This is a genomic window from Paenibacillus sp. Leaf72 (assembly GCF_001422685.1).
Classification (GTDB): Bacteria; Bacillota; Bacilli; order Paenibacillales; family Paenibacillaceae; genus Pristimantibacillus.
Map to the genome: position 1 here is coordinate 302,559 of NZ_LMLV01000035.1, position 25,677 is coordinate 328,235.

Consider the following 25,677-nt stretch of genomic DNA (forward strand, 5'->3'; position numbering starts at 1 on the left):
TTAAAACAACATAAATAAAAATAAAAGCAATAAAAAGCAATTATTTGCTAAGCGAATGGATAACTAGGAAAACAGGAGTGATGACGATGAAGGACGCCGTGTATTTAGACAAAAGCAAAAGAAAGTACAAGGGGAATTTGCATACGCATACGACATGGTCAGATGGATCGCAGGAAGCGGAGGATGTTGTGGCTGCTTTCAAGGCTAAAGGCTATGACTTCATCAGCATAACCGATCATGATATTTTCGCTCGAACGGCTGATTATGACACTGAATCCTTCATCGTGCTGCCAGGCATGGAAAGAGGCGGCTTGAATTTAGTGCCGGACGAAGACCCAGGTTACCACTTTGGCGTGCTGGATGATCCGACGATGCGACCGGAGAAAGAGAGATTTCATCATTTGCAAGCATTCGAGGTTCCCATTCCTTGGGAGGGGCCGCAATCCCCACAGAAGCTGATTGATGAAATGAAGGCGCATGGCAATCTCGTTATTTTCAATCACCCCGAATGGCATTTGACACGCTTCGAGGATATGGTGCAGTACGACGGTTTTTTTGCAGTCGAAATCTATAATCATGCAACAGAATGGACACCAAGCTCTTCTTATGGGGCGGCCTACTGGGATCATGCGCTTCAAAATGGCAAGCGCGTGTTTGGTATCGCTGCTGATGACTCGCATGAGCATGACCAGGGCAGCAAAATTTCTGAGTATGGCGGAGGCTGGGTATGTGTCGAGGCGGAGGAGCTTACGCAGCAAGGGATTATTACAGCCCTGAAGAACGGACAGTTTTATTCCAGTTCGGGTCCCGAAATTTTTGATTATCGTGTGGAGGATGGGTTTGTCCATGTGGAGTGCTCGCCCTGCCAGTATATGATGTTTAAAGCATTTCCGCTGCGCGGACCCTTTCTCGTGGAACGCGGGACGGGCGAGCTGATGTCCTCTGGAAGCATGAAGATTAAGCAGGGCATGCAATATATTCGGGTTGAGTGTGTGGACGAGAAGGGCAGAATAGCGTGGTCTAATCCGATCTTTGTGGCAGATTTGGCGGAGGGGGAATAGCGATGAGAGATGCTGTTATTTTAGATGCTGAGCGGCAAAAGTATAAAGGTAACATTCATGCGCACTCCGTTCGCAGTGACGGGGAATATACGATAGAGCAAATGAGAGAGGCTTATCGTTCAAAAGGCTATCATTTTATGTGCTTAAGCGACCATGAAATATATTTTCACAGCGATGCGTATGACACCGGTGATTTTATTATGCTGGACGGCTATGAAATGGCATGCGAGATGGATCGTGAAACGACTGGCCAGCAGTATCATCTGCATGGACTATTGGACCGTTCGCTGCTGGCGGAGAAGCCCTTTCAGCATGATGAGGTGCATGAGAAGCCCGATTACGAGAGCCTGAATACGATTCAGCAATTGATTGACGACATGAGAAGCAAAGGCAATCTCGTCATTATGAACCATCCAGAATGGTCGAAAAATCGAGAAGAGGATTTGCTTCAGCTGGAGGGTTATGCAGCGATTGAAATCTATAATCACCAGTCGGAAATTCAAGAGGCGGTCGGTTATGGCGTATCCTACTGGGATTATGTCCTAAAACGTGGCAAGCAGGTAAATGCCATAGCGGCAGACGATGCCCATGGTGGTCCGACGGAGATAGCAGTATCCGAATTTTATGGCGGCTGGATTGTCGTAGAGACCGAGCGATTAGAGCAGCAGGCGATTATTGAGGCGGTGAAAGCAGGGCGTTATTACAGCTCCAATGGTCCGACCATTTATGATCTTCGCATGGAGAACGACAGGCTTAAGGTCAAATGCTCCCCTGTGCAGAGTATTCGCTTTATTACCTTTCCCCACAATGGCTTGGCTGAAATGGACCCAACTGGCGAATACATCACCGAAGCGGAATATTTCATTCAAAATGATGAGCAATATGTGCGAGTGGAATGTGTAGATGCATTGGGAAAAGTCGCGTGGAGCAATCCGATCTATCCCAAATCCGAGTGGCAAGTATAGGAGGAGCTATGAGCAATCCATATGTATTATTGACGCCGGGTCCCTTATCCACAACATTAACGGTCAAAGAGGCGATGTTAAAGGATTGGTGCACCTGGGATCATGACTATAAAGCCGTTGTCCAGCAGATTCGCCAGCAGCTGCTAGAGATTGGCCGCGCATCTCAGGAGCACTATACGGCTCTGTTCATGCAGGGCAGCGGCACCTTTGGGGTTGAAGCGACGCTTGGCTCAGTCATCCCGAATGATGGCAAGCTGCTTATTTTGCAAAATGGCGCCTACGGGAAGCGCATGGAGGATATAGCAAAGGTGCTCCATATTCCACATGCATCCCTTGAGTTTGAAGCGAATGAGCAGATAGATCCTCAAGTCGTTGAGAGGAAGCTTATTGAGGATTCATCAATTACGCATATCGCTATGGTCCATTGCGAGACGACGACCGGCATTTTGAATCCGCTGGAGGCGGTAATGGAGGTCATTAAGCGAAATAATCGAATCGCAATCATCGATGCCATGAGCAGCTTTGGCGGCATTCCGATTGGGGTAGAGGAGCTGCAAATCGACTTTATCATTAGTAGCGCCAATAAATGCATTCAAGGTGTTCCAGGCTTCAGCTTTATGCTTTGCAAAAGGGAGGAGCTTATGAAATGCAAAGGGAGAGCGCGCTCGTTATCGCTCGATTTATATGACCAGTGGGAGACGATGGAGAACGACTCCGGCAAATGGCGCTTTACTTCGCCAACGCATGTCGTACATGCATTTGAACAGGCACTAGAAGAGCTGGCTGAAGAAGGCGGTGTGGAAGCACGCCATGCAAGGTATTGTACCAACCAGCAAATCGTCGTGGAAGGGCTGACGCTAGCTGGCTTTACGGCTTACTTGCCTAGAGAGCTGCAATCTCCCATTATTACAACCTTCTTGTATCCGACGCATATCCCTTTTGAATTTGAACATTTTTATAGCTTTTTGAAGCTGGCTGGCCTTGTTATCTACCCTGGCAAACTGACAGACGCCCAAGTATTTCGAATCGGAAATATCGGGGACGTGCATGCAAAGGATATGGAGAATTTAATTGAGCAAATATTACGTTATGTTGGAGAGGTCAACTATGAAAATTGAAGGCGTTATTTTAGATTGGGCCGGGACGACCATTGATTATGGCTGTTTTGCACCCGTGCAGGTGTTTATGGATGTTTTTGAGGAGCTAGGCATTCCAGTTACGGTGGAAGAGGTTCGCGTTCCTATGGGGCAGCTGAAACGGGATCATATTCAATCGCTGCTGCAAATGCCGAGAATAGAAGCTGCTTTTCAAGCAAAATTTGGCCGCAGTTATACGGAGACGGATATTGATGAGCTGCATGACCGGTTTGAGCCCAGACTGCTGGCCATCCTCCCGCTATACGGGAAGCCAAATCCTTATGTAATAGAGACTATGAAGCAGCTAAGACAGCAAGGACTGAAAATCGGAGCGACGACAGGCTATACGTCTACCATGCTGTCCATCGTGGCGAAAGCAGCTAAGGAATACGGTTACGAACCTGATCATTGGGTAACGCCCGATCTTGTTATGGACAAAGGCAGACCGTATCCCTATATGATTTATGAAAATATGAAGCAGCTTGGCCTTCGCCACCATGCGCAAGTTGTAAAGGTTGGCGATACGATTTCGGACATCCAGGAAGCGAATAGTGCTGGCGTATGGGCGATTGGCATTGTGAAGGGCAGCTCCATGCTTGGCTTTACGGAGGCAGAGGCGCAGCAGCTGACGCCAGAGGAAGAACGCCATATTATCGCTGCTGTGAGCAAGAGCTATATGGAAGCAGGAGCCCATGCCGTTATTGAGGACATGTCCGAGCTGCCAGCAATGATCGAGCAAATCAATGTACGTTTGATGAAGGAGGAGCTGCCTTATGCCAAACCGCATCAATAGCCGCATAGAAGGAGATATCAATGGAACGGATGCCCGTCAAGCTTGGCAGGATGAGCATCTAAGCGAAGAAACGCTTGCTGTACTCGAACAGGACAGCAAGCTTTTTCTTCATCAGTCTATGTCTACGCCATGCTTAAATGTCATCGTAAATGCAGAAGGCATTTACATTGAGGATCAGGACGGACGCAAGGTGATTGATTTTCATGGAAACAGCGTTCATCAGGTCGGCTACAAAAATGAGTATGTGATGAATGCCATCATGAAACAGATGCAGCAGCTGCCGTTTCTGCCGCGCCGCTATACGAGCCAGGTTGCTATTCAACTGGCCCAGAAGCTAGTCCAGCTTGCGCCGGGAGATTTGAACAAGGTGCTGTTTACGCCAGGCGGCACCAGCGCAATTGGAATAGCGCTAAAGCTAGCCCGCAGGGCAACTGGCAAGCACAAAACGATATCCACCTGGGATTCCTTTCATGGCGCAAGCTTGGATGCGATATCCATTGGCGGCGAAGCTGTATTCAGAAGCGGGATCGGACCGTTAATGTCTGGAACGGAGCATATGATGCCCTATAACAGCTATCGTTCGATCTTTGGAGAAGGAGAAGCCGCAGCTGCCAAAAATCTCGATTACTTAAGCTATATGCTGGAGCGGGAAGATGACGTGTGCGCGGTCATTCTAGAGCCGATTCGCAGCACGGATGTACAAATTCCTACCATTGCCTATATGCAGCGGCTGCGTCAAATTTGTGATGATTATGGGGTGCTGCTCATCCTGGATGAAATACCGACGGCATTAGGCCGTACGGGCAAAATGTTCGTTCACGAGCATTATGATATTGTTCCGGATATCGTTGTTATTGGCAAAGGCTTGGGCGGCGGCATTTTTCCGATGGCAGGCATTATTGCGAGAGAGCATCTAGATATTGCTGGCGATATTTCACTCGGACATTATACGCATGAGAAAAGCGCTGTAGGCTGTGCGGCAGCTTTGGCTACCATTGAATACATCGAACAGGAAAACCTGCTGGAGCATGCGCAAAAGATGGAGCAGTGGCTGACACTGCATCTTCAGGAGCTGCAGAGGAAGTATGCCGTAATCGGCGACGTTCGGGTGAAAGGCATGCTGGCGGCAATAGAACTCGTATCTGATCGTGAGACGAAAGAGAAGGAAGCAGAAGGTGCCGAAAAGGTTCTCTATGAATGCTTGTCCAGCGGACTAAGCTTCAAGGTGTCTGGAGGAAATGTCATTACGCTTGTTCCGCCATTAATTACAACCCTTCCACAAATGGAAGAAGCGATCGCGATTTTGGATCAGGCACTTGGGCAAGTGTTCACAAAATAAAACAGATCAATCATTTTGAAAACAACATCATTGCAATTAAAAGAATAAAAAAACAATTTATTAATGTGTAATTGACACAGTTTTTACAATTCTCCTTTATAGTTTAGTTAAGCCAGTGATAACTGGACAACGAGGAGGGTTTAAAAGCATGAAGAGGCTTGCACTTGGATTAGTTAGTGTAATGGCTAGTACCGCATTGTTAGCTGGATGTGGCACAGGCTCAAACTCTGGAGCTGCTGCAAATAACGGCACAGAGACTTCCAGCAATGGGGCGAAAATGAAAGAGGTCGTTATTTCGGTACGCGAGAACACATGGGGAGCACGGAAGGACAACTTCATAGAAGCAGAAAAGCGCTTGAACGAACAATTAAAGTCGGAAAACGTGCAGGTGAAAATAGATTGGTGGCCTGGTATTGGCGATGATGAGCTGATTTTGCAGGCACAGGCGAATAAGGTAGCAGATGTATTTATTAACTCCAGCGTGGATATTGGCTGGCAGCTGAACGCCGGACTCATCCGTGATGTGGACTGGGTGGGGACTTCAGACGTGTTCAAAAATATGCCGGAGTCCTACAACAACATGATGAAATACGAGGACCATTACTATGGCGTCATTCAAGATATGGATGCTTCTCCCGTATTCATTAGCCGCAAAGCGCTGGAAGGCTTAGGCTGGACAACGACGCAAATCGATGAGCTGAAGGCTCGCGTTGATGCTGGAACCTTCACATTCAGTGAGCTTGTGGATCTTGCAGATGCGGCTGTTAAGCAAAAGCTGGTTAAAGTAGGCTTTGGCGTTGAGGATACAAGGTTTGAAGGCTGGAATTATACATTCGGCAACTTCAATTATAGTGCGGAACAGAACAAGATGGTACTGTCGAAAAATACGCAGAAGGTTTATGAGTTTTGGCAGGACGCGAAGCAGCGCGGCGTCGTTACGGAGGGAATTGCTGAGATTGATACGGACAAGGCTGCCGAGCTGTTCATTAAAGGCGAATTGTTTGCTGAATTTGCCCGTACTGAATTTTATCAAGTGATGCGTACACAACTTGGCATGGAAGAGGACTTGGCTGGCTATGAAGCATGGTTTAAGGAAAATGCAATCTGGATTCCGGTTCCGTCGGTCGAGCAGGGAGGAAAACCTGTATCCTACAGCAACCCCGCGATGATCTATGTGGGACCTACTGTGGATGATGAGAAGATGCCTTATGTTCAAAAATTGATTGAGCATGTGCTGGATCCGGACCTGCAGGTTAATCATACGCTTAAGAGCGGCAAGCTGCCTGTAACAGCAGCAGCGCAGGAGGATGCCCGCTTCCAGCAAATGAGCTTCTACAAAGATCATGCTTATTTAATCGAATTTACGAAAACGCGCCCAGCCCAAATGGATTATGCGGTCTATATGAAATCCTTTACGCTTGGCATTGATGCCATTCTGACGAAAGGGCAAACCGCCGCACAGGCGTTTGAGTTATTCCAAAAGGATGTCAAGCAAAACGTGCCAGCGGACAGTCTCATTGTAGAATAACGATGATACAAGGAAAGGTGCTCTGATGACAGGAGCACCTTTCCATCTATTTTGCTTATAGGAAGCAGGTGCAGATCTCATTATGGAGATCCCGGTAACTTCAGCCAAGACAGCTTACAAGAAACCTTTTGCCAAGAAAGTGTACCCCTATTTATTCATTATGCCCTTTGCTCTGCTGGTGCTGGTCTTTTTTATTCTCCCGGCTATTGCGACCATTATAATGTCCTTTACCGATTTAAATGCATCCATGAAAATCAACTTTGTTGGTTTTGATAACTTCAAGCACATATTTTCCGATTACAGCATGCCGCAAATTTTATGGAATACCGTTATATTTGCCGTGATTACGCTCGTGTTCTCTTTGTTTTTTGGTTTGTTTATATCGATCGCAACCCAGTACTTCTTAAAGGGCAAATTGACGGCAGTCATTTATCGTGTCCTATGGTTAATTCCGAGCATTATTCCGGCAGTTGTATATGTAACGTTCTGGAAATATTTATTTGATCCCACGGAGGGTGGGCTGATCAATAAATTTCTGCTCTTATTCCAGCCAGACAGTGATCCTGTCTCATGGTTTACGAAAATCGCTATGGCTATTGTGATCATTGCTACGATTGTATCTACAACTTCAGGAGGCATGATTTTATTATCTGCTGCAATCAGCTCGATACCTGAAGATTTGTATAAGGCTGCGAAAGTAGATGGAGCAAGTGAAAAATCGGTCATCACTAAAATCATCCTTCCATCTTTGAAATGGCCGTTAATGTATATTACGATATCCGATCTTATTGGCTTTGTGTCCTCCTATTTCTTCATCCTGCTGCTGACTAATGGCGGACCTATGCGCGACACGACGACGTTATCTCTATATGCGTACCAGCAGGCCTTTCATTTAAAATATTATGGCTACGGCGCCGCTCTTTCGCTTTTGGTTGTGTTGATCTCGCTTATTTTGACATTATGGCTGCTGAGGCTGTTTGATTTTGATGAAATGATAAAGCCATCACGGATTGAGGATTAGGAGGCAAATATGTCGACAACGATAGTAAAAAAGCTGCTCGTACACACGTATCTGCTGCTCTTCACGATGCCTATTATCGGCATGATTATATGGTATTTTCTTGCAGCCACCTTTAATGGCACGACGGGCCAATTTTCGCTTGAAAACTTCAATTTTGTTAAGGAGCCTGTCGAGTATGCGGGCGTCCGTCTGCCAGCGATTTGGCCCATTGTTCTAAATACATTAGTTTATTCGTTTCTTATTGTATTGATTGAAATCGGCATTGCTGTGCCTGCTGCGTATGCGTTCTCTCGGCTCGATTTCAAAGGAAAGCTGGCCGCCATGAAGTTTCTGTTTCTTATGCGCTCCTTTCCGGGCATCACGCTCATTATCGCTACGTTTTTCATATTGGTTCAAATGGATCTAGTAAATACTTACTTAGGCGTTATCCTCGTTGCTATAACGGGCTCCTTGCCAGGCAGAGTGTATATTATGAAAGGTTTCTTCGATGAGGTGCCGTGGGATTTGGAATGGGCGGCGATGGTAGATGGATGCTCGAGATTTCGAGCGCTTACGAAGGTGCTCGTTCCCTACGTATTGCCGGGCATCGGGGCAATTGCTGTTTTTGCCTTTTTAGGCGCCTACGGCGAATGGTTTCTGTTCAAGCTGTTTATATTCGATGACAATATGCTGACGCTTGCCGGCTATCTGTCGCGGCTCGTAACGAAGGAAAATGTCATTATGAACTATGGATTAATTACAGCGATTGGTTTGTTTTATACGATTCCGCTAATCGTGTTTTATATTTTTACCCAGAAAATATTCCTGAAGGTGAATTTGGGAGGAGCAAAGCAGGTATGATTTCTCTTGTAAATATTGTGAAAAACTATGATGGCAAGCAAAATGGAGGCCGTGCGGTTGACGGATTGAATCTCGAAATCGCAAAGGGCGAATTTGTCGCGCTGCTAGGCCCTTCAGGCTGTGGAAAGACGACTACGCTAATGATGCTGGCTGGGCTGCTCAAGCCAACCTCCGGGGAAATTTATTTTAAGGATAAGCTAGTCAATCATGTGGAGCCGAAGGATCGAAATATCGGAATGGTGTTCCAATCCTATGCGCTGTATCCTCATTTGACGGTTCGAGACAATATTGCGTTTCCGCTTCGCGAGCGAAAAATGGCCAAGAAGGACGCCTACGACCGTGCTTTGCAGACGAGCAAAATATTGCAAATCGATCATCTGCTCGATCGCAAGCCGTCGCAGCTGTCAGGCGGACAGCAGCAGCGTGTCGCCATGGCGCGCGCGCTGTCCAAGGACCCGGAAATTTTGCTGCTGGATGAGCCGATGTCCAACTTGGATGCGCGATTGAAATTGGATGTACGGGATGAAATCCGAAAAATCCAACGCAAATTAGGCGTAACGACTATTATTGTCACGCATGACCAAGAGGAAGCTTTGGCCATCTCTGATCGGGTAGCGATTCTTAACGGCGGGAAAATTCAGCAATATGCGCCTCCCAGCGAGCTGTTCAATCATCCGTATAACCTGTTCGTCGCAAGCTTTCTAGGCAATCCGCCTATGAACTTGATTGATGGCATAGTGGAGCAAAGAGAGGATCGGCAGTGGGTAAAGACGGAGCTGTTCGAGCTGGAAATCCCTCAGTCGCGCAGGCTGGAGGCACAGCATATTGGCAAGGCGGTCAAGCTGGGCATACGTCCGCATGATCTGTTCATCCCCGAGCAGCCGAGTGAGACATCGATTAGACTCGAAATTGATCTGATTGAGCATTTAGGCAGCGGGCAGCTCGTTAAAATGACGGATCGGGCTGGCCAGTCCGATATGATGATTCGTCTGCTGACCGATAACGAGAAGCGGTTAAAGGAGCGCGAGACGGTCTCAATTGATATAAGGCCGGATAAAATCCATTTGTTCGATATGACAGATGAAGGGCGCAATCTATTGCAGTTTCAGTAGAATGAGAAGGAGAAAAGGATGACAATACCTAATCTTTTAATTGATCAGCATGTGCATTCCTCCTATTCGCCAGACTCCAGCTCCACGCTGGAGGAGCTTGTGCGATATGCGCTTGCGCTGGGAAAGCCGGCTGTCGTAACGACAGACCATTTAGAGTATGATTGCAAATATTTCAAACAGAATGTTCTCATTGATTGGAAGAGCTACAAGCAAGAAGCGGAAGAGCTGACACAGCGTTATAAGATGGAAATTCGCAAAGGCATTGAGGTCGGCTATCGGAGCGATTATAAAGACGTCATAAACGACTATTTGGCTCAGCAACAGTTTGACGTCATTCTGCTTTCGGCGCATAACGACGGCACCCTTGATTTTTCTGAAAAAGCCTATCATGATCTGCCGATTCAGCAAAGGCTTAAGCATTATTTTAGCCATGTAAGAGAGGCTGTCGACCAGATGGACAATTTCGATATCGTTGCCCATTTGGATTATGTAGCGAGATATACGACCTATCCGGTTGAGGAACAAGATATAGCGGCTTGCAAGCCTATTTTGTACGATATTTTAACGCTGATCATTGAAAAGCAAAAGGTGCTGGAGCTGAACACAACCGGACTGTATCGCCAAGGCTGGATTCATCCGCATCCGTATATTCTGGACATGTATGTGGATTTAGGAGGCAGAGCGGTGTCCATTGGCTCAGATGCCCATCAGGTGGGGCATTTAGAGCAAGGCTTCGCAGAAGCGATCGAGCTGCTGCAAAGCCATGACATTCGAGAGGTTGTGCAATTTAAGGGCAGAGTGCCTTATTCGGTGTCTATTTAGCTTCTGAAAGTGAACAAGCTAACTACAGCACATTTACCGCATGGCCGGTAGCAATCGACTCATCAATAGCCAGGGATAGACGAACATCGATTAAAGCCTCGGATAGTGAATAAAAGCTTTCTCCGCTTGCTATATATGCCGTCATGCGAGTCAAAACTTCGGCAATCGCAATTTCCTCATCGGATAGCTGGGCAGGGTAGTACGGATTGCGAAAAACGCACTCTGATCCTGCCCGCAATTCCCGAAGCGAAAGCGGAGCAAGGCTGCCCTCCAAGCCGTCTTGCATTCTTCTAATCGTTACGTCTTCATAGCTATTGGCACCTAATCCTCGGGTTACCTCATTATCCCGGATTTCCCCTTTAGAGCCGCGTATTAGTATGCGATTGTGTCGTATTGGCGAAAAATATTGAGAGCGTGCGAAATCAAGAACGGCACTTTTCCCATCTCCGAAAGTAATAATGGAAATATCCTGAATCTCGGTCTCCAGCCGGTCTTGCGCGGCTCGTCCTCGATGGGGCACTTCTTGAATGGGGAGTTCAAAACGTCGCGAAACGATTTGGCAGCTGGAATCCGTGACGGAAAGCCACTGTCTAATTAAACTGATGCCGTGATAGCCATGTGCCGTCGATACTTGTACGTGGCGTACTTCTCCCAGGCTTCCCGATTGAATCAGAGCGGTTCTGGCTTGATGATGCGGCTGCAAAAGGTATTGCTCGGCGATTTGGATACGGGCGCCGGATTGGATGAGCGAGGAAACGAGCTGATAGCCTTCGTCGTTGAAAGCCGGAGGCGTTTCGGCCAGCAGTGGAATGTCCAGTAACGCCGCTTCCTTCAGGACGTGGGGCATGGAAGTTTTCGAGACGGCTGCCACAAGAAATTCACAATGCTTGGCCAGCTCCTGCGGCGTTGAATAAAGGGTCACGCCCCATTGCTCAGCAGCATGCTCATATTTTGCCGGATCTCTGACCACGATACCGACTATTTGAAATAAATGCGGCAGCTGCTTGGCAATCCGCAAATACGCTTCCGCTCTCCAGCCAAATCCGATGATGCCGAAAGGTACAGGTTTTAGCATGATTCCTCTCCTTTAAAACAATCCCTATAAGTCTAATGAGAATAGTAACATATAAATATAACACAGTATGTAATTATAAATCAACTATAAAAGCTTGTTATTTTGTGGGAGTTGGTTTATGATTAGGGAGGAAAATAAATGATGAATTTGAAAGTGGAGGTGAAAATAATGACGACAAACATGATGATGATGATGTGTATGGAAGAAATGATGTGCAAGATGAAATGTATGAAAATGATGATGGATTCCATGGACAGCAAAGAAATGATGGACAGCGACATGATGATGTCCAAGATGCAAGAGTGCGACGAAATGATGACTGGTATGATGGCTATGATGCGCGACAAAAAGGAAATGATGGCCTAAGCCTCGCTGGTCGGTCCTTATAAAAGTTAGCGGCATAGCAGACAACTGCTTGCCTTTTTTATTTTCAGCCCAAATAACTGTCTAATCGCTAGGCTTGCTTGATTTGTTTTGCTAGATTAACTCTTCTAAGCTTCAGGCTCCACAGCTGTTTCTCTATATTTAAATCCCCTTTAAATGCGCTATTGCGCAGCTGCTCATAAATGGCCAGCATTTGCCGAAGCACCTCATCATACTGGCGCCATAATAGCTCCTTAACGACTTCTTCCGAAGGGTAGCTCGGTACATTCATTTCCTGCAAAGCAGCTACAAGCTCAGCTTGCCATTCCTGATCCCCGATTTGCATAGCATAATTGATTAAATCCAAATGGTCATTGATCCAAATCTGAGTGTACGCTTCTACTGTCATGTCCGTTATCTCCCCGCTTAAGTTATATACCAAGTATTATACTCGGTTTTGTTGGTTAATCAACCTTTTTTTTGAAAAATACGAAAAATAGGCTTCTGCTCAGCATTTGAGGGACAGGAAAGGTGATAGCTTTGTTGTTGTCGTTTATAATACGTGCTTTAGAAGAAAGTGAGTTTGTCCTGCTCCAAAAAAGTCCTTTAATCTTCTAAGTAAATCCTAAACATTGTGGGGTGAAAAAGTAAAAGCCCCGCTCTTATAATAAATTGTAAACGCTTTCTTTATAGCGGTATCTGAAATGTATCTGCCATTTTTTCAGTTATTTTTTTGCATAATAAAGGAATCCGAAGCAACATCTGCGAATTATAGAGTTTCACTAGGAACAAGGGAGGAAGCCGAATGTATAAGGTGCTGCTGGTGGATGATGAAATGTTTGTCCGTAGAGGGCTGATGAATTTAATGGACTGGGAAGCCTTGGGCTATAAAATTTGCGGCGAGGCTGAAAATGGCATGGATGCGCTGGAGCAGATGAAGCGGCTTAATCCGGATGTCGTGATGGCAGACATACGTATGCCGATGCTGGATGGCCTGGAATTGATTCGTGCAGCTTCGGAAAAGGAACAGGAATGTCCGGCCTTCATTATTGTAAGCGGCGTTCACGATTTTCATTACGCCCAGCAGGCGCTGCGCTATGGGGTTCATGACTATATATTAAAGCCTATTGATGAGGGCGAGCTTACGGCGACGCTGAAGAAGCTGACCGGAACGCTCGCCCTTAAGCGTATTGCGAGCTTGACGGGCGATAAGCTGGCTGCCGACTCGATTTTTGAAACGTTGATTAAGGGGAGCTTTAAAGAAGAGGATATGAAGACGCTATGTTCAGCCCTTGAGCTAGAGGAGGTTGGCACGTATGTTTATGTGCTGGCTGAACTGCATACAGGTACGGCACCCAAGGCAACAGAAGCAGCATCAGAAACGGCAATAGAATCGAGAGTCCACATGGCGGGCACCACTGATACGACGCCGAAAGCCTTCACAGCCGCTTGCCAGGCGGCTATTCGCCATATCCAATTTAGCCAATCCAACCAATCCAACCAATCAACGGACAAAAAGCACGAATCACCAGCCATATTCACCTATGAGCAGCAAACGGGGCTGTATGGCTGCCTGCTGCATATGAACAGCTTGCTGGCGGACGATTCCGATGGGCATTATATTTTTCGCCTCTTGCACAGCACCTTGGAAAATCAGTTAGGGCATCCGGTCACTTTGTATGTAGGCAATCCAGTTGAGCGGCTGCAGCATATTAAAGAGTCCTACCGCGGAGCGAATGAAGCGATGGCCTATAAATTTGCTGAAGCGGACCAAGTTATTGTGCATGCGAGCCGTGTACAGGGAACGCCGCTGTATTATTTTGATATGGAGGCAGCATTGTACAGCAGAGTGATTGAGAAGGTGGAGGAAAATAAACCGGAGCAATATGCCGCTGACATCGACCTCCTGTTTCAGGCGTTTCGCGAGAAACGTTTTGCTCCTGATGCCGTATCGAATGCGATGGTCCGCTTCCTCATCGGCATCATTAATATTATTCGCAAAATGAATGGGGATGAAAAGCAGCTGAAGCAGCTTCCCGCTATGATGAATTGGCAGCAGCAGGGCACACGCTTATGCGATTTGAAGCAGCTGTTTCTCGCTTTTACGAACGAGGCAGCTGCCTACATCGCTTTGCTTCGCAGCGACCAATCCAAAGGCGGCATCGAGAAGGTTAAGAAATACATTGAAGCCCATTACAACGAAAATATTAGCCTAAAGGGGCTGGCAGGAAAGTTTTATATGAATTCCGTTTATTTGGGGCAGCTGTTCCGCAAAACCTATGGCGTCTATTTTAACGAATATTTGCTCAGCATTCGGGTCAGGGAAGCGAAGAAGCTGCTGCGGCAAACCGATATGCGCATGTATGAGGTGGCAGAGATGGTTGGCTTCCAGAATTCGGACTATTTTGTCACCCAGTTTGAAAAGCTGGAGAAGGTTACTCCAACCGACTATCGCAACGGCCTGTTTGACAAAACCTAAACGGATGGAGGCGGCAGGTGGATGCATCTATTAAATCAATTGAAATTGCGGGATAAGCTGCTTGTTATGTACATATGCTCGGTGTTTATTCCGATCGTACTGACGAACGTCATCTTCTACAACGTGACCACAAACAACATCAAAAACCAGAAGACGCGCGATGCGGACATGGTTTTGGAGCAATTACAGCGGGAGGTGCGATCCGTCATTGATGAGGCGGCGGGCATCTCCTATTTATATTATATCGATCCGCTGCTGAACGGGCATTTGGATCACACGTACACATCGAAGCTGGAATATGTAGAAGCGTTTACGGATATGAAAAGCGTGTTTATGAAGTCGGAGCAAGCCTACTCTACGATTAGCTCGACAGTTATTTATACGGATAATCCGACGGTGCTTGCCTCGGGGCAGATTTTGCCGCTCGACAATACAGCTCTCGATGCCGACTGGTATAACCAGTTCAAGCAAACGAGCGCTTCGTATCCCGTCCTCATTCATAGCGGAGATACGATCAGCCTTATACAGCGTTTGAATAATAGCGGAGACGGGAGATACAACAGCCTGATCAAAAGCGATTTGAATATGGCGACCTTCAGGCAGCTGTTTGCCGGAATCGGTTTTGAAGGGAGCATGTATTTCGTAAGCGCCAACGGGATGATTCATTATACGAATGAGGCGGGGGCAGACTGGGAGGCTGGGACGCTGCGGCTTGAGCAGATGGCGATGCCGGAAAAGTCGATCGCTTTCGATAAGCCGTATGCGAACAACAATTATTTAAACGGCTGGCGGCTGTATGGCGTCATGGACGAGAAGGTTATTTTGCAGGAGGTACGCAAGTCGGGCACCTTCATTTTATTGTTGGCGAGCATTAACATTGTCGTTCCGTCTTTGATTATTGCCGCCATTTCTCGATCTATCCACGTAAGACTGGTCCGCATTTTAAGGCATATGAAGAAGGTGAAAAACCAGCATTTCGAGACGATTCCGTTCGAGGAGTCGCGCGATGAGATCGGGCAATTGACGGGCGAATTCAACCGAATGACGATGCGGATCGATAATTTAATCAACGACGTCTATATGGCGGATATTCAGAAAAAGGATTTGGAAATCCGCCAGCGGCAAGCGCAGCTTCATGCCCTTCACAGCCAGATCAACCCGCATTTTCTCTTTAATGCGCTGGAGACGATCCGTATGCGCAGCTTAATGAAGGGGGAAACGGAGACGGCGCGGACGATCCATTCGATGGCCAAAATATTCCGCAAGTCGATTATATGGAAGCGCAGCTGGGTATCGGTTCGCGAGGAGCTGGAGCTGATTGAATGTTTTCTGGATATTCAGAAATACCGTTTCGGCGACAAGCTGCAATATCAATTGACGGTCGAGGACGCGGTATACGAGCATACGATTCCTAAAATGAGCTTTCTTCCCTTTGTCGAAAATGCCAGCATTCATGGCGTTGAGAGCTCGCCGGGCATCGGTCTCATTGGACTGCATATTGGTTACGAGGATGGCCGGATTTTGTTCCGTCTAACGGACAATGGTATGGGCATGCCGGAGGACAAGCTGAGCGAGCTGATGCAATATTTGCAGGAGGACGGGGCGATGGGCGACAACGTAGGGATGAAAAATGTATACACCCGGCTCAAGCTCTGCTATAAAGACGCCTTCGATTTCACCCTCCGCAGCGAATTCGGCTCCGGCACCACCATAGAGCTCCGCCTCCCGGTAATGGACAAGGGCGCGTAGCAGGGACGCCCCGCCCTCTTGTCCATCCCACTAAGGGAGGGTGAACAAGGGGTGAAGCGGATGTGAAAGGTTTGGGTGGAGAAGCGATAGCGTTCGCTTTTGCGCCTGAAATTTAACCGCTTGAGCGGTCCCAATTGAAAAATTTCAGGCGGAATGGCGATCGGAACCCAAACCTTTCGCGCAGCGCAGCCCCAATGTTCCCCCGACCTATAGTTTTCACAGTAAAAGCTAAAGTTTTTAGGGTAACGCAGCCTCTTTCCACGTTTTACAATGAAAGTGCTTACAAAAAACAAACCAATAGATTGAAAGGGGTCATACCAATATGGTCAAAAAGAAGCTTTGGACAATGGGACTGGCAGCGACGCTATCTGTCGCATTGATCGGATGCAGCAGCAACAGCGGCAATTCAGGCAATGCTGGAAATGCTGGCAATGCGTCAAGCAGTCCGGCCTCCTCCTCGGAAGCAGCGGGCGAGCAGGAGCCCGTCACCTTCACGTATTACGGCTTTGCGGCTAACAAGGATACGCTCGCAAGCGATACGGTCATCGGCAAGGAGCTGCAAAAGCAGACTGGCGTTGATTTCAAAATGGAGTTTATCGTCGGTGACGTAAAAACGAAATCCGGCGTTATGATCGCCAGCGGCGACTATCCTGATGTGATCGTGCCAGATGGCGAAATTGATAAGCTGATGGATGCCGGCGCCTTCATTCCGCTGGATGATTTAATCGAAAAATACGGCCCTAATATTAAACGCGTATATGGACCTTACATGGATAAATTTAAGCAAGCAGACGGCAAAATCTATCATCTTCCTTTTTCCGCGGACCAAGGCTACATTGGCGACCCGGGCATTAGCCAAGGCGCATTTTGGATGCAGCGCTCGGTCTTGAAGGAATTCGGCTATCCGAAAATTAAGACGCTGGATGAATATTTTGACCTGATCAAGCAGTATCAGGAGAAGCATCCGCAAGTGGATGGCAAGGATACGGTGGGCTTCGTTATTTTTGCAGGCGTAGCTGACAACTTCTTTACCCTTACAAACCCTTCGATGCATCTGGCCGGTTATCCGAACGATGGCGGCGTGCTCGTTGATATGAATACGCATGAAGCGAAAACCTATCAAGCAAGCGAATACGAGAAACGCTGGATTCAGAAGCTGAATGAGGTAAATGCCGAGGGGCTGTTCGACCCTGAATCGTTCACCGCAAACAAGGATCAATATTTGGCGAAGCTGACCTCCGGCCGTGTGCTCGGTTATTTCAACTACGGCTGGCAGGTTGGAGATGCAACGAACAATTTGAAAAAAGCGGGCATTGACGAGAAGCGCTATACGCCGCTACCAATCGTATTCGATCAAAATACGAAGGATCAATATGTCGATCCGCCTGCCTTCGTCAACAACCGCGGTATTGGCATCTCGGTAAATGCGAAGGACCCGGTCCGCATTATCCAATACTTTGACAATATGCTCAAGGAAGAAAATCAAATTCTCGTGCAATGGGGCATCAAAGACCAAAATTACAGCGTCGATGCAAACGGGCGTTTTATTATGAACGAACAGCAAATCAGCGAGCGCAATGACACGGAGTTCACTCGCGAGTTCGGTTGGTCCTACTTCCAATACAATTGGCCGCGTTACGGCAATAACTCCCTGCTGGCGGATGGCAACTCCTATGCGGTAGGCAATCAGCCGGAGGTCGCTTATGCAGGCTATACGGACGGGGATAAGGCGATTTTGGATGCCTATGGCGTCAAGACGTTTGCTGAAATGTTTGCGAAGCCGGATGAACGGCCGTGGTACCCCGCTTGGAGCATTAATAAAGGCCAAGGCACGCCGGAGCAGATTTTTGAACAGAAGAGCAGCGATATCGCGAAAAAATATTTGCCTAAGCTCGTGCTCGCTGATCCGGCGCAATTCGATTCCATCTGGAGCGAATATACGGCTGAATTTAGCAAGCTGGATTCCGCAAGCTATGAGTCCTTTATAACGAATATCGTCAAGGAGCGCGTAGCAGGCAATTGGTAGACGGTTAGAGAGAGGAGAATTTTCAGGTGGAGAAGCAGACACAGCCAGCTATTTCAACCGATGAGGGGCGAGCGCTTAGGCGCTCGCGCCTGCCCTTTTTTTTCAAAAAGCTGCTGCAGCAAAAGGTTCTAGTGGCGATGTCCGTCCCTTTTTTGCTATGGCTGGTGTTATTTAAATATGTGCCGCTATGGGGCTGGACGATCGCATTCCAGAAATTCCGCCCGGCTAAGGGGCTGTTTGACCAGGAATGGGTAGGCTGGAAAAACTTTAAGTTTTTATTTCAGGACGATACGTTTTATCAGGTGCTGCGCAATACAATCGTCATGAGTACGATTAATTTGGTTTTCGGCTTTCTAACGGCGATAACGCTGGCGATATTGCTCAATGAGCTGCGCCATATTTTGTTCAAGCGGGTCGTGCAGACGATCAGCTATTTGCCTCATTTTATATCGTGGGTCGTTGCGGCCAGCATTGTATCCTCGGCGCTTTCGCCGGAGGGCATTATTAATATTTTGCTCGTCAAATTGCATATTATCGATCAGCCAATACTATGGCTTGGCAAGGGCGAGTATTTCTGGGGCATTATCGGATCGGCGGAAGTGTGGAAAAATGTCGGGTGGAACACGATTATTTATCTCGCGGCCATTACAACGATTGATCCTGCACAATATGAAGCGGCTGAAATTGATGGTGCAAACCGCTTCCAGCGCATCGGATATATTACGCTGCCGGGCCTGAAATCGGTCATCGTCATTTTGCTCATTATGAATTTAGGGCATATTTTGGAGTCGGGCTTCGAGCCGCAATATTTGCTGGGCAATGGGATGACGGTCGAATACTCGGATAACCTTGATATATTCGTATTGAAATACGGGATGGATATGGGCAACTATTCGCTGGCGACCGCCGCGGGCATATTCAAAACCGCCGTCAGCTTCATCTTCCTCTTGTCTGCTAACGGAATTGCGAAACGGCTTGGCGAGAGCAGACTATTTTAACAAAGCAGGGAGGAATCGCTATGAAGGAAGGGCGTTTGGCGCGGAGCAAATTTTATAATTGGCCGGATAAGCTGTTCGATTTATGCAATATTGTGTTTATGGTCGGCTTAATGATCGTTACGCTGTATCCCTTTATCAATATGTTCGCGCTGTCGTTTAACGATGCGAATGATTCGATTCGCGGCAATATTTATTTATGGCCGAGGCTGTGGACGCTGGACAACTATAAATACATTTTTAATGAGGCCTCGATTTATTATGCGACGACGATTTCGGCACTGCGGACGATCGTGGGCACTATAGTGTCGGTGTTCTGCACCGCCATGCTGGCGTATACGGTCAGCCGCCAAAGCTTTGTGCTGCGCAAATTTGTCACGGTCGCCTTTATCTTCACCATGTATTTCAGCGGTGGCCTCATCCCCGGCTATCTATTAATTAAGGAGCTGCACCTGATCAATTCGTTCTGGGTCTATATTATTCCCGGCATCATCGGCGTATTTAATATGATCGTTATACGTTCGTTTATTGAAGGGCTGCCGGACGGCATACTGGAATCGGCGAAAATCGATGGAGCGGGCGAGTTTACGACGTTTATGCGCGTCGTTTTGCCCCTTACTGTACCAGCGCTTGCAACGGTATCGCTGTTCGTGGCGGTTGGACAGTGGAATTCCTGGTTTGACGTATTTTTGTACAATTCCTCGCGAATTGAGCTGAGTACGCTGCAGTATGAGCTGATGAAAATATTGCAGACGTCGAATACGGCGGCCACCTCATCGACCGCAGCCGACCAGTTCGCTTCCGGCCAGAGCGGGGTGACGTCTGTCACGCCTACCTCGATTAGAGCTACGATGACGATTATAGCGAGCGTACCGATCATTATGGTATATCCGTTTTTGCAAAAATATTTTGTGAAGGGCATGACGGTCGGCGGTGTGAAGGGCTAGTGGAGGAGGATGGGATATGAGCGATAGAAAAGAGGAAAATGCAATTCCGGGGCTTGCCGCACAATACGGCGATTATTTTGATATTGGCGCTGCCGTCAATCGAAGAACGATTAAGACGCAGCAGCAGGTGCTGGCCGCCCATTTCAACAGTGTGACGGCAGAAAATGAAATGAAATTTGAGCTGCTGCATCCGCAGGAGCATCTCTATACCTTCGAGGCGGCGGATGAAATCGCCAGCTTCGCAAAGGAGCATGGCATGAAGCTGCGCGGGCATACGCTCGTCTGGCATAATCAGACGCCGGATTGGCTGTTTGCCGGGGCGAATGGCGAGCCTTCTGCCAACCGTGAAACGTTGCTTGCCCGGATGAAGGCGCATATTGCCGCAGTTGTAGGCCGCTACAAGGGGCAAATTTACGCCTGGGATGTGGTGAATGAAGCCATCGAGGATAAAAGCGGCGTGTGGCTGCGGGATTCGAGCTATTTGCGAATCATCGGCGAGGATTATATCGCTAAAGCATTTGAGTTTGCCCATGAGGCTGACCCATCCGCGCTGCTTTTTTACAATGATTATAACGAATGCTTCCCCGAAAAACGCGACAAAATCATTCGGCTCGTACGGTCGCTGCTGGATCAGGGCGTACCGATTCACGGCATCGGGCTTCAGGGGCATTGGAATGTGCATGATCCAAGCCTGGACGATATTCGCTCGGCGATTGAGCGTTATGCGGAGCTTGGATTGAAGCTGCAAATGACGGAGCTGGATATGTCCGTATTTGCTTTCGAGGACCAGCGCACCGACTTGCGCGAGCCGACTGCCGAAATGCTGGAGCGGCAGGCAGAGCGATATGAGGAGGTTTTTCGTTTATTCAGGCAATATAAAGAGGTACTGACATCGGTAACATTTTGGGGAGCGGCGGATGATTATACGTGGCTGGATAACTTTCCGGTGAGAGGCAGGAAAAATTGGCCATTTGTTCTCGATGAGCAGCATCAGCCAAAGCCCGCCTTCTGGAAAATAGCAAGCTGGTAACAGGAAAAACGGCCTGACGATTCACGGAGCTCAGACTTGCGCCCCGCGAATGGGTCAGGCCGTTTTAAGCAGGCGGACAGGCTGCTAGATTAGCTCTTTGCGCGCCGCTAAATAACGGTAGAGGAAAACGCCGGTTATCGCGCATAAGAGCAGGCAGAGGCCGATGAAGCCGTAGCCGGCTTGAAGTCCGCGCAGCAGGCCGATTTTCGTCTCGGCGCCGTAACTATTTTTCACCAGCTGGGTAACTGCGCCTATCAAATAGTTGAAAATAACGCTGCCGATGCCCATGATCGTGACCGTAAAAGTAATGGCGGATTCGCTGCCGCGCGGATAGCGCTTGGCGATGAAGGCCATAACGGTCGGATAAATCGGAGCAATGCCGATTCCGGCGGCGGCGAACAGAAACGCCAGCGATTCGCCGCCTAACACCGCGATAAACGTACAGATCGATGATACGCCGGCGAAGAGCAGCAGCGACAAGTTAAAGCCGATTTTGTCCGTAAGCGGGCCGAGCAGCAGCCTTGCCCCAGAGAAGCAGAGGAAGAAGGCGGACAGCATGCCGGCTGCGGAAACATTTTTCCAAGCGTAAGCCTTCTCCAGAAAATTGACCAGCCAGCCGCCTACCGCAAGCTCTGCGACGACGCCGAAGGTGAGAATGAGCGCCAGCAGCCACAATGCCGGATCACGCATCAGCTCCCGGAAGCCAGAGCGCGGCCCATCTGCTGGATCATCGCCGGGAAATTTGCTCAGCAGCGTCGGTATCATCGGAATGAGACAGAGCGACAGCATAATAAGATACATGCCGCGCCAATCCAAAACATGGCCGTAGACGCTCACTGTAATAAGGCCTGAGGCAATCATCGGGGCAACGGTTGAGCTGAGCCCATAGAAAAAATGGGATAAATTCATCATCGTTCCGACATTGCGCACGAAGATGCGCGCCCCGATGACCGCTAGCGCAATTTCCAGCATGCCGTTGCCAATATACATGAGGAAATAGGATGCCCCGAAGAAAGAATAGCTTTTGGAAAAGAAAATAAGTACGCCTGAGAGAACCATCGAGCCGAATGCAACCAGCGTGACCAGCTTGACGCCGAACTTGCGTGTCAGAAAAGCGGTAAATGAGCAGGCGAGCATATAACCGAGCGCGTTTAGCGACAGCAAGGAGCCAAGCTGCTGTTCATCAAGGGCGAAATCGTATTGGATCCGGGGAATCGCGGGTCCTTTTACATTTTCAGAAATGCCGAACACAATAAAGCCGATGAAAATAGCTGCGAGCTGCAGCGCATAATTTTTGTTAACGGTACGAAGTCGGTTGAACATTTGCAATAGCCACCTTAAGGGAAGTAAATTTGGTACCTGCTCATTGTATAGACTCACCCGCTTGATTTCAATATAAGCTTTTTCATCGGCCTTTATGAAAGTATAAGGATATGAATGTACAGGAAGCTTGAATCAGGTATGCTAGAAGGGATTTCGCTTCAATGGCCCGAATTATGGTTATAAATAGTTACATAGGGCTAGTTAAACAGGTATGTTTTTGGGAGAGGAAGGACGAGCTGCAATGAAGCAAAACTTATATGTAAATGGTCAGGAAGCAGCTGCACAGCAGTACGATTCATTACGCTCGCCTTATTCAGGCGAGGTAATTGCTGAGGTAGCGAGCGCAACAATCGAGCAGGCCGATCAAGCGATTGAGGCGGCGCTGGAAGCGGCAGCGGTTATGCGGAAGCTGCCCGCCTACCGCCGGGCGGAAATTTTGGCCAAGGTGGCGTCGCTCTTGCAGGAACGCAAGGAAGAAGCAGCGCGCATAGTAGCTATGGAGGCGGCAAAGCCGATCAGGACAGCTCGCGCCGAGGTGGATCGGACCGTGCAAACGTATCAATTTGCGGCGGAAGAAGCGAAGCGTATTCATGGCGAGATGGTGCCCCTTGATGCTGCTCCAGGTGGCGAAGGACGGCTTGCCTATACGCTGCGCGAGCCACTTGGTGTTATTGGCGCGATTACGCCGTTTAATTTTCCGCTGAATCTGGTCGCCCATAAAGTGGGACCCGCACTTGCGGCAGGCAACACCGTCGTGCTGAAGCCTGCTCCGCAGACGCCGCTGTCCGCTTATTTCATTGCCAAGCTGTTCGAGGAGGCTGGCCTGCCGCCGGGAGCGCTCAATGTTATTAGTGGAGACGGCAAGCTGCTTGGCGAGAAGCTGGTGCAGGATGCCCGCGTGAAGATGATTACGTTCACCGGCAGCCCAGAGGTCGGTATAGGCATTCGCAAGCAGGCGGGACTGAAGCGGGTGACGCTGGAGCTGGGCTCGAATTCCGCTGTCATAATTGACAAGGACAGTGACGTCGATGCTGTCGCGGCACGGTGCGTAACCGGGGCCTACTCGTATCAGGGGCAAATTTGCATATCCTTGCAGCGGATTTTTGTAGTGGACGAGCTGTATGAAGCCTTTGTCAGCAAGTTTATCGCATTAGCTGCAGCGCTGCGGACAGGTGATCCGCTGAGCGAGCATACGGATGTATCCTCGCTTATCTCGGAAACCGCGACGAAGCGGGCGATAGATTGGGTGGAGGAAGCGGTTCAGCTAGGCGCCGAGCTAGCTATTGGCGGCCGAGTCGACGAGCAAGGCGTTATGCAGCCGACCGTGCTGCTTCATGTGCCAGCGGAAGCGAAGGTTTCCTGCAAGGAGGTGTTTGCGCCAATCGTGCTGATCAATAAAATCAGCAGCATCGAGGAAGGCATTCAGCAGGTGAACGCCTCCGATTACGGCCTGCAAGCAGGCATTTTCACGCAAAATATTGGCAAAGCGCTTGATGCGGCGGATGCGCTGCATGTGGGCGGCGTGCTGATCAACGATATTCCTACGTTTCGCGTCGATCAAATGCCTTATGGCGGCGTGAAGCTCAGCGGCACAGGACGCGAGGGCATTAAATATGCGGTGGAAGAAATGCTGGAGATGAAGCTCGTTATTGTGAATCGGAACAAGTAGCCCGGAACAAGTAGCGGAGCGATTCGTCGCTCCGCGCCTAAGCCCTATTTTTATTAGCCAGTTTGTAACTTATAGGGTGGTATATGCGTCTACAATGATAATGAATTCACGGAGAGGAAGATGAATGATGAATATGAATCCTTTTAAAAATATGACCTACAAACGTACCCTTGCTTCGATTTTGGCAGCGAGCCTTATAGTAGGCGCATCGCCTGCAGCATTTGGTTTTCCTGCAATTGAGAAGGCAGCAGCGGCAACGGCTGTGCAAACTTATCGCGTCGTCCCGCAACCGTTTATCATTGACGACTACAAATATTCCATCCCGACAATTAACATTAACGGCAGCACCTATATTGGCATTCGCTCGCTCAATGAGAAGCTGGGCCTGGATATTACGTGGAATGTGAATAGCCGGACGATTACACTCGATGGAAGAGGCCGCAAGCTAACGGCGAATCCGGAGGATGGCAGCTATGTGATTAATGGTCAGAAGACATACGGCGATTCGGCCCTTATTTATAAAGGCTCGGCTTATGTGCCGCTGCGCTTCTTGCTGGAGCGGATGGGCTATGGCATTTCCTATGAGAAAGGCAGCAAGACCGTAGTCATTCAAACGATTGAGGAAAATGAGCTTACGGTTGCGCTGGGCTCGATTCAGGAAAATAACGACAAGCAAACGCTGCTCGTCAATTATCCGGTTATTGAAGACCTTAAGGATAAAACGGTTGAGGGGAAAATTAATACGTTTTTGAAGCAGGAAGCGGAGTCCTATGCGGCAGCCGGTCAGAAGGATCTTACTAAAGCAACGGCCACAAATGCATCGTACATCAAGAAAAATCCGGGTACAACGTTTCCCAAGGTGACCTTCGAGGGCGTATTTAACGTGACCTATAATGAACAGGGGCGCCTCAGCCTGTATGTGGATTATTACTCCTACCTGGGCGGAGCGCATGGGATGACCTTCCGCGTGCCTTATACATTTGATCTCAATAACGGCGAGCTGCTGACGCTAAAGGAAGCTGCCGATTACAATTCGAAATACTTATCCATTATTAATGCTTCGATCAACAAGCAAATTAAAGAACGCAAGCTGCCGCTAATTGCACCGTTCGATGGCATTAAATCGAATCGTTCCTTCTACTTAAAGCATGAGGGAATCGCCATCGCTTTCGAGCAGTACGAGTATACGTCTTATGCCGAGGGCATGCCGGAGTTTGTGACGCCATTTGAGGCGTTTGAGTAAGAGTAGAATTTGGATTGCTTAATCTGTATTCCGCCAGTTCTGTCAAGGACTGGCGGAATATTTTTTTGTATGAAAGCTTGTCTCCCTACTGTATAATTTTGCATAGATCTGCTATAATCGTTTTTAATTCCTACTTTAATGGTAGGATTAGTGATGACGCA

Annotated in this window: 22 protein-coding genes; 19 read left to right on the forward strand and 3 right to left on the reverse strand. The window is 48.3% G+C overall.

The genetic code is table 11. The features are described from left to right. Positions 1-86 precede the first annotated feature (86 nt). The 10 genes from ASF12_RS32600 (at position 87) to ASF12_RS32645 (ending at position 10,617) form a co-directional block, all read left to right on the forward strand. On the forward strand, positions 87-1,061 hold the full coding sequence (locus ASF12_RS32600; protein WP_056043663.1) for a CehA/McbA family metallohydrolase: 975 nt from the start codon (positions 87-89) through the stop codon (positions 1,059-1,061). A 2-nt stretch (positions 1,062-1,063) separates the two neighbouring features. Next, complete coding sequence (locus tag ASF12_RS32605) at positions 1,064-2,026, forward strand: CehA/McbA family metallohydrolase (protein ID WP_056043665.1); 963 nt, start codon at positions 1,064-1,066, stop codon at positions 2,024-2,026. 8 nt (positions 2,027-2,034) lie between these two features. Beyond that, a complete protein-coding gene (phnW, locus tag ASF12_RS32610) occupies positions 2,035-3,144 on the forward strand; it encodes a 2-aminoethylphosphonate--pyruvate transaminase (RefSeq protein ID WP_056043667.1) in 1,110 nt (369 codons plus the stop codon). After that, entirely contained in the window at positions 3,134-3,955 is an 822-nt protein-coding gene (gene phnX / locus ASF12_RS32615) for a phosphonoacetaldehyde hydrolase (protein WP_056043670.1), read from the forward strand. The genes phnW and phnX overlap by 11 nt, the downstream gene beginning before the upstream one ends. Beyond that, on the forward strand, positions 3,936-5,294 hold the full coding sequence (locus ASF12_RS32620; protein ID WP_056043673.1) for an aspartate aminotransferase family protein: 1,359 nt from the start codon (positions 3,936-3,938) through the stop codon (positions 5,292-5,294). The genes phnX and ASF12_RS32620 overlap by 20 nt, the downstream gene beginning before the upstream one ends. Positions 5,295-5,442: 148 nt before the next feature. Next, positions 5,443-6,822, forward strand: a complete 1,380-nt coding sequence (locus ASF12_RS32625) for an ABC transporter substrate-binding protein (protein ID WP_056043676.1) — start codon at positions 5,443-5,445, stop codon at positions 6,820-6,822. A gap of 82 nt (positions 6,823-6,904) precedes the next feature. Beyond that, complete coding sequence (locus ASF12_RS32630) at positions 6,905-7,843, forward strand: carbohydrate ABC transporter permease (RefSeq protein WP_056043678.1); 939 nt, start codon at positions 6,905-6,907, stop codon at positions 7,841-7,843. A gap of 9 nt (positions 7,844-7,852) precedes the next feature. After that, the gene (locus ASF12_RS32635) at positions 7,853-8,683 is read left to right on the forward strand and encodes a carbohydrate ABC transporter permease (protein ID WP_056043681.1); all 831 of its coding nucleotides are present in this window, start codon (positions 7,853-7,855) and stop codon (positions 8,681-8,683) included. Then, positions 8,680-9,795, forward strand: a complete 1,116-nt coding sequence (locus ASF12_RS32640) for an ABC transporter ATP-binding protein (protein WP_056043685.1) — start codon at positions 8,680-8,682, stop codon at positions 9,793-9,795. Before ASF12_RS32635 ends, ASF12_RS32640 begins: the two co-directional genes overlap by 4 nt. A gap of 18 nt (positions 9,796-9,813) precedes the next feature. After that, entirely contained in the window at positions 9,814-10,617 is an 804-nt protein-coding gene (locus ASF12_RS32645) for a histidinol-phosphatase HisJ family protein (RefSeq protein WP_056043689.1), read from the forward strand. Positions 10,618-10,639: 22 nt separating this feature from the next. Here the strand turns inward: ASF12_RS32645 and ASF12_RS32650 are convergent, their stop codons facing one another. Further along, positions 10,640-11,692, reverse strand: coding sequence for a Gfo/Idh/MocA family protein (locus ASF12_RS32650; RefSeq protein WP_056043692.1), 1,053 nt, complete (start codon positions 11,690-11,692; stop codon positions 10,640-10,642). 138 nt (positions 11,693-11,830) lie between these two features. Between ASF12_RS32650 and ASF12_RS32655 the strand changes: the two genes are divergently transcribed. Then, positions 11,831-12,058, forward strand: coding sequence for a hypothetical protein (locus ASF12_RS32655; protein ID WP_200931695.1), 228 nt, complete (start codon positions 11,831-11,833; stop codon positions 12,056-12,058). Positions 12,059-12,146: 88 nt separating this feature from the next. On the opposite strand, the gene ASF12_RS32660 is transcribed toward ASF12_RS32655, so the two are convergent. Beyond that, complete coding sequence (locus ASF12_RS32660; protein WP_056043695.1) at positions 12,147-12,464, reverse strand: hypothetical protein; 318 nt, start codon at positions 12,462-12,464, stop codon at positions 12,147-12,149. 396 nt (positions 12,465-12,860) lie between these two features. Between ASF12_RS32660 and ASF12_RS32665 the strand changes: the two genes are divergently transcribed. The 6 genes from ASF12_RS32665 (at position 12,861) to ASF12_RS32690 (ending at position 21,281) form a co-directional block, all read left to right on the forward strand. Further along, positions 12,861-14,534, forward strand: a complete 1,674-nt coding sequence (locus ASF12_RS32665; RefSeq protein WP_056043698.1) for a response regulator transcription factor — start codon at positions 12,861-12,863, stop codon at positions 14,532-14,534. A gap of 21 nt (positions 14,535-14,555) precedes the next feature. Beyond that, positions 14,556-16,283 carry a sensor histidine kinase gene (locus ASF12_RS32670; protein WP_056043701.1) on the forward strand — a complete coding sequence of 576 codons (1,728 nt, stop codon included), beginning with the start codon at positions 14,556-14,558 and terminating at the stop codon, positions 16,281-16,283. Positions 16,284-16,605: 322 nt separating this feature from the next. Then, on the forward strand, positions 16,606-18,309 hold the full coding sequence (locus ASF12_RS32675) for an ABC transporter substrate-binding protein (RefSeq protein ID WP_056043703.1): 1,704 nt from the start codon (positions 16,606-16,608) through the stop codon (positions 18,307-18,309). Positions 18,310-18,359: 50 nt separating this feature from the next. Next, the gene (locus tag ASF12_RS32680; RefSeq protein ID WP_235533361.1) at positions 18,360-19,307 is read left to right on the forward strand and encodes an ABC transporter permease; all 948 of its coding nucleotides are present in this window, start codon (positions 18,360-18,362) and stop codon (positions 19,305-19,307) included. A gap of 20 nt (positions 19,308-19,327) precedes the next feature. Continuing rightward, complete coding sequence (locus tag ASF12_RS32685) at positions 19,328-20,251, forward strand: carbohydrate ABC transporter permease (RefSeq protein WP_056043709.1); 924 nt, start codon at positions 19,328-19,330, stop codon at positions 20,249-20,251. 16 nt (positions 20,252-20,267) lie between these two features. After that, positions 20,268-21,281: an endo-1,4-beta-xylanase gene (locus tag ASF12_RS32690; protein WP_056043712.1), complete on the forward strand. Its 1,014-nt coding sequence runs from the start codon at positions 20,268-20,270 to the stop codon at positions 21,279-21,281. Positions 21,282-21,365: 84 nt separating this feature from the next. Here ASF12_RS32690 and ASF12_RS32695 read toward each other — a convergent pair whose 3' ends face one another. Continuing rightward, positions 21,366-22,604: an MFS transporter gene (locus tag ASF12_RS32695; protein WP_056043715.1), complete on the reverse strand. Its 1,239-nt coding sequence runs from the start codon at positions 22,602-22,604 to the stop codon at positions 21,366-21,368. Between the two features lie 241 nt (positions 22,605-22,845). On the opposite strand from ASF12_RS32695, the gene ASF12_RS32700 reads away from it, so the two are divergent. Beyond that, complete coding sequence (locus ASF12_RS32700; RefSeq protein ID WP_056043717.1) at positions 22,846-24,273, forward strand: aldehyde dehydrogenase family protein; 1,428 nt, start codon at positions 22,846-22,848, stop codon at positions 24,271-24,273. A gap of 124 nt (positions 24,274-24,397) precedes the next feature. Beyond that, entirely contained in the window at positions 24,398-25,516 is a 1,119-nt protein-coding gene (locus ASF12_RS32705) for a PdaC/SigV domain-containing protein (protein WP_056043720.1), read from the forward strand. Positions 25,517-25,677 lie beyond the last annotated feature (161 nt).

Bases quoted from the DNA above. Each gene is read 5' to 3' on its own strand.
- ASF12_RS32600 (WP_056043663.1), top strand. From the start codon at position 87: ATGAAGGACGCCGTGTATTTAGACAAAAGCAAAAGAAAGTACAAGGGG.
- ASF12_RS32605 (WP_056043665.1), top strand. From the start codon at position 1,064: ATGAGAGATGCTGTTATTTTAGATGCTGAGCGGCAAAAGTATAAAGGT.
- phnW (WP_056043667.1), top strand. From the start codon at position 2,035: ATGAGCAATCCATATGTATTATTGACGCCGGGTCCCTTATCCACAACA.
- phnX (WP_056043670.1), top strand. From the start codon at position 3,134: ATGAAAATTGAAGGCGTTATTTTAGATTGGGCCGGGACGACCATTGAT.
- ASF12_RS32620 (WP_056043673.1), top strand. From the start codon at position 3,936: ATGCCAAACCGCATCAATAGCCGCATAGAAGGAGATATCAATGGAACG.
- ASF12_RS32625 (WP_056043676.1), top strand. From the start codon at position 5,443: ATGAAGAGGCTTGCACTTGGATTAGTTAGTGTAATGGCTAGTACCGCA.
- ASF12_RS32630 (WP_056043678.1), top strand. From the start codon at position 6,905: ATGGAGATCCCGGTAACTTCAGCCAAGACAGCTTACAAGAAACCTTTT.
- ASF12_RS32635 (WP_056043681.1), top strand. From the start codon at position 7,853: ATGTCGACAACGATAGTAAAAAAGCTGCTCGTACACACGTATCTGCTG.
- ASF12_RS32640 (WP_056043685.1), top strand. From the start codon at position 8,680: ATGATTTCTCTTGTAAATATTGTGAAAAACTATGATGGCAAGCAAAAT.
- ASF12_RS32645 (WP_056043689.1), top strand. From the start codon at position 9,814: ATGACAATACCTAATCTTTTAATTGATCAGCATGTGCATTCCTCCTAT.
- ASF12_RS32650 (WP_056043692.1), bottom strand. From the start codon at position 11,692: ATGCTAAAACCTGTACCTTTCGGCATCATCGGATTTGGCTGGAGAGCG.
- ASF12_RS32655 (WP_200931695.1), top strand. From the start codon at position 11,831: ATGATGAATTTGAAAGTGGAGGTGAAAATAATGACGACAAACATGATG.
- ASF12_RS32660 (WP_056043695.1), bottom strand. From the start codon at position 12,464: ATGACAGTAGAAGCGTACACTCAGATTTGGATCAATGACCATTTGGAT.
- ASF12_RS32665 (WP_056043698.1), top strand. From the start codon at position 12,861: ATGTATAAGGTGCTGCTGGTGGATGATGAAATGTTTGTCCGTAGAGGG.
- ASF12_RS32670 (WP_056043701.1), top strand. From the start codon at position 14,556: ATGCATCTATTAAATCAATTGAAATTGCGGGATAAGCTGCTTGTTATG.
- ASF12_RS32675 (WP_056043703.1), top strand. From the start codon at position 16,606: ATGGTCAAAAAGAAGCTTTGGACAATGGGACTGGCAGCGACGCTATCT.
- ASF12_RS32685 (WP_056043709.1), top strand. From the start codon at position 19,328: ATGAAGGAAGGGCGTTTGGCGCGGAGCAAATTTTATAATTGGCCGGAT.
- ASF12_RS32690 (WP_056043712.1), top strand. From the start codon at position 20,268: ATGAGCGATAGAAAAGAGGAAAATGCAATTCCGGGGCTTGCCGCACAA.
- ASF12_RS32695 (WP_056043715.1), bottom strand. From the start codon at position 22,604: ATGTTCAACCGACTTCGTACCGTTAACAAAAATTATGCGCTGCAGCTC.
- ASF12_RS32700 (WP_056043717.1), top strand. From the start codon at position 22,846: ATGAAGCAAAACTTATATGTAAATGGTCAGGAAGCAGCTGCACAGCAG.
- ASF12_RS32705 (WP_056043720.1), top strand. From the start codon at position 24,398: ATGATGAATATGAATCCTTTTAAAAATATGACCTACAAACGTACCCTT.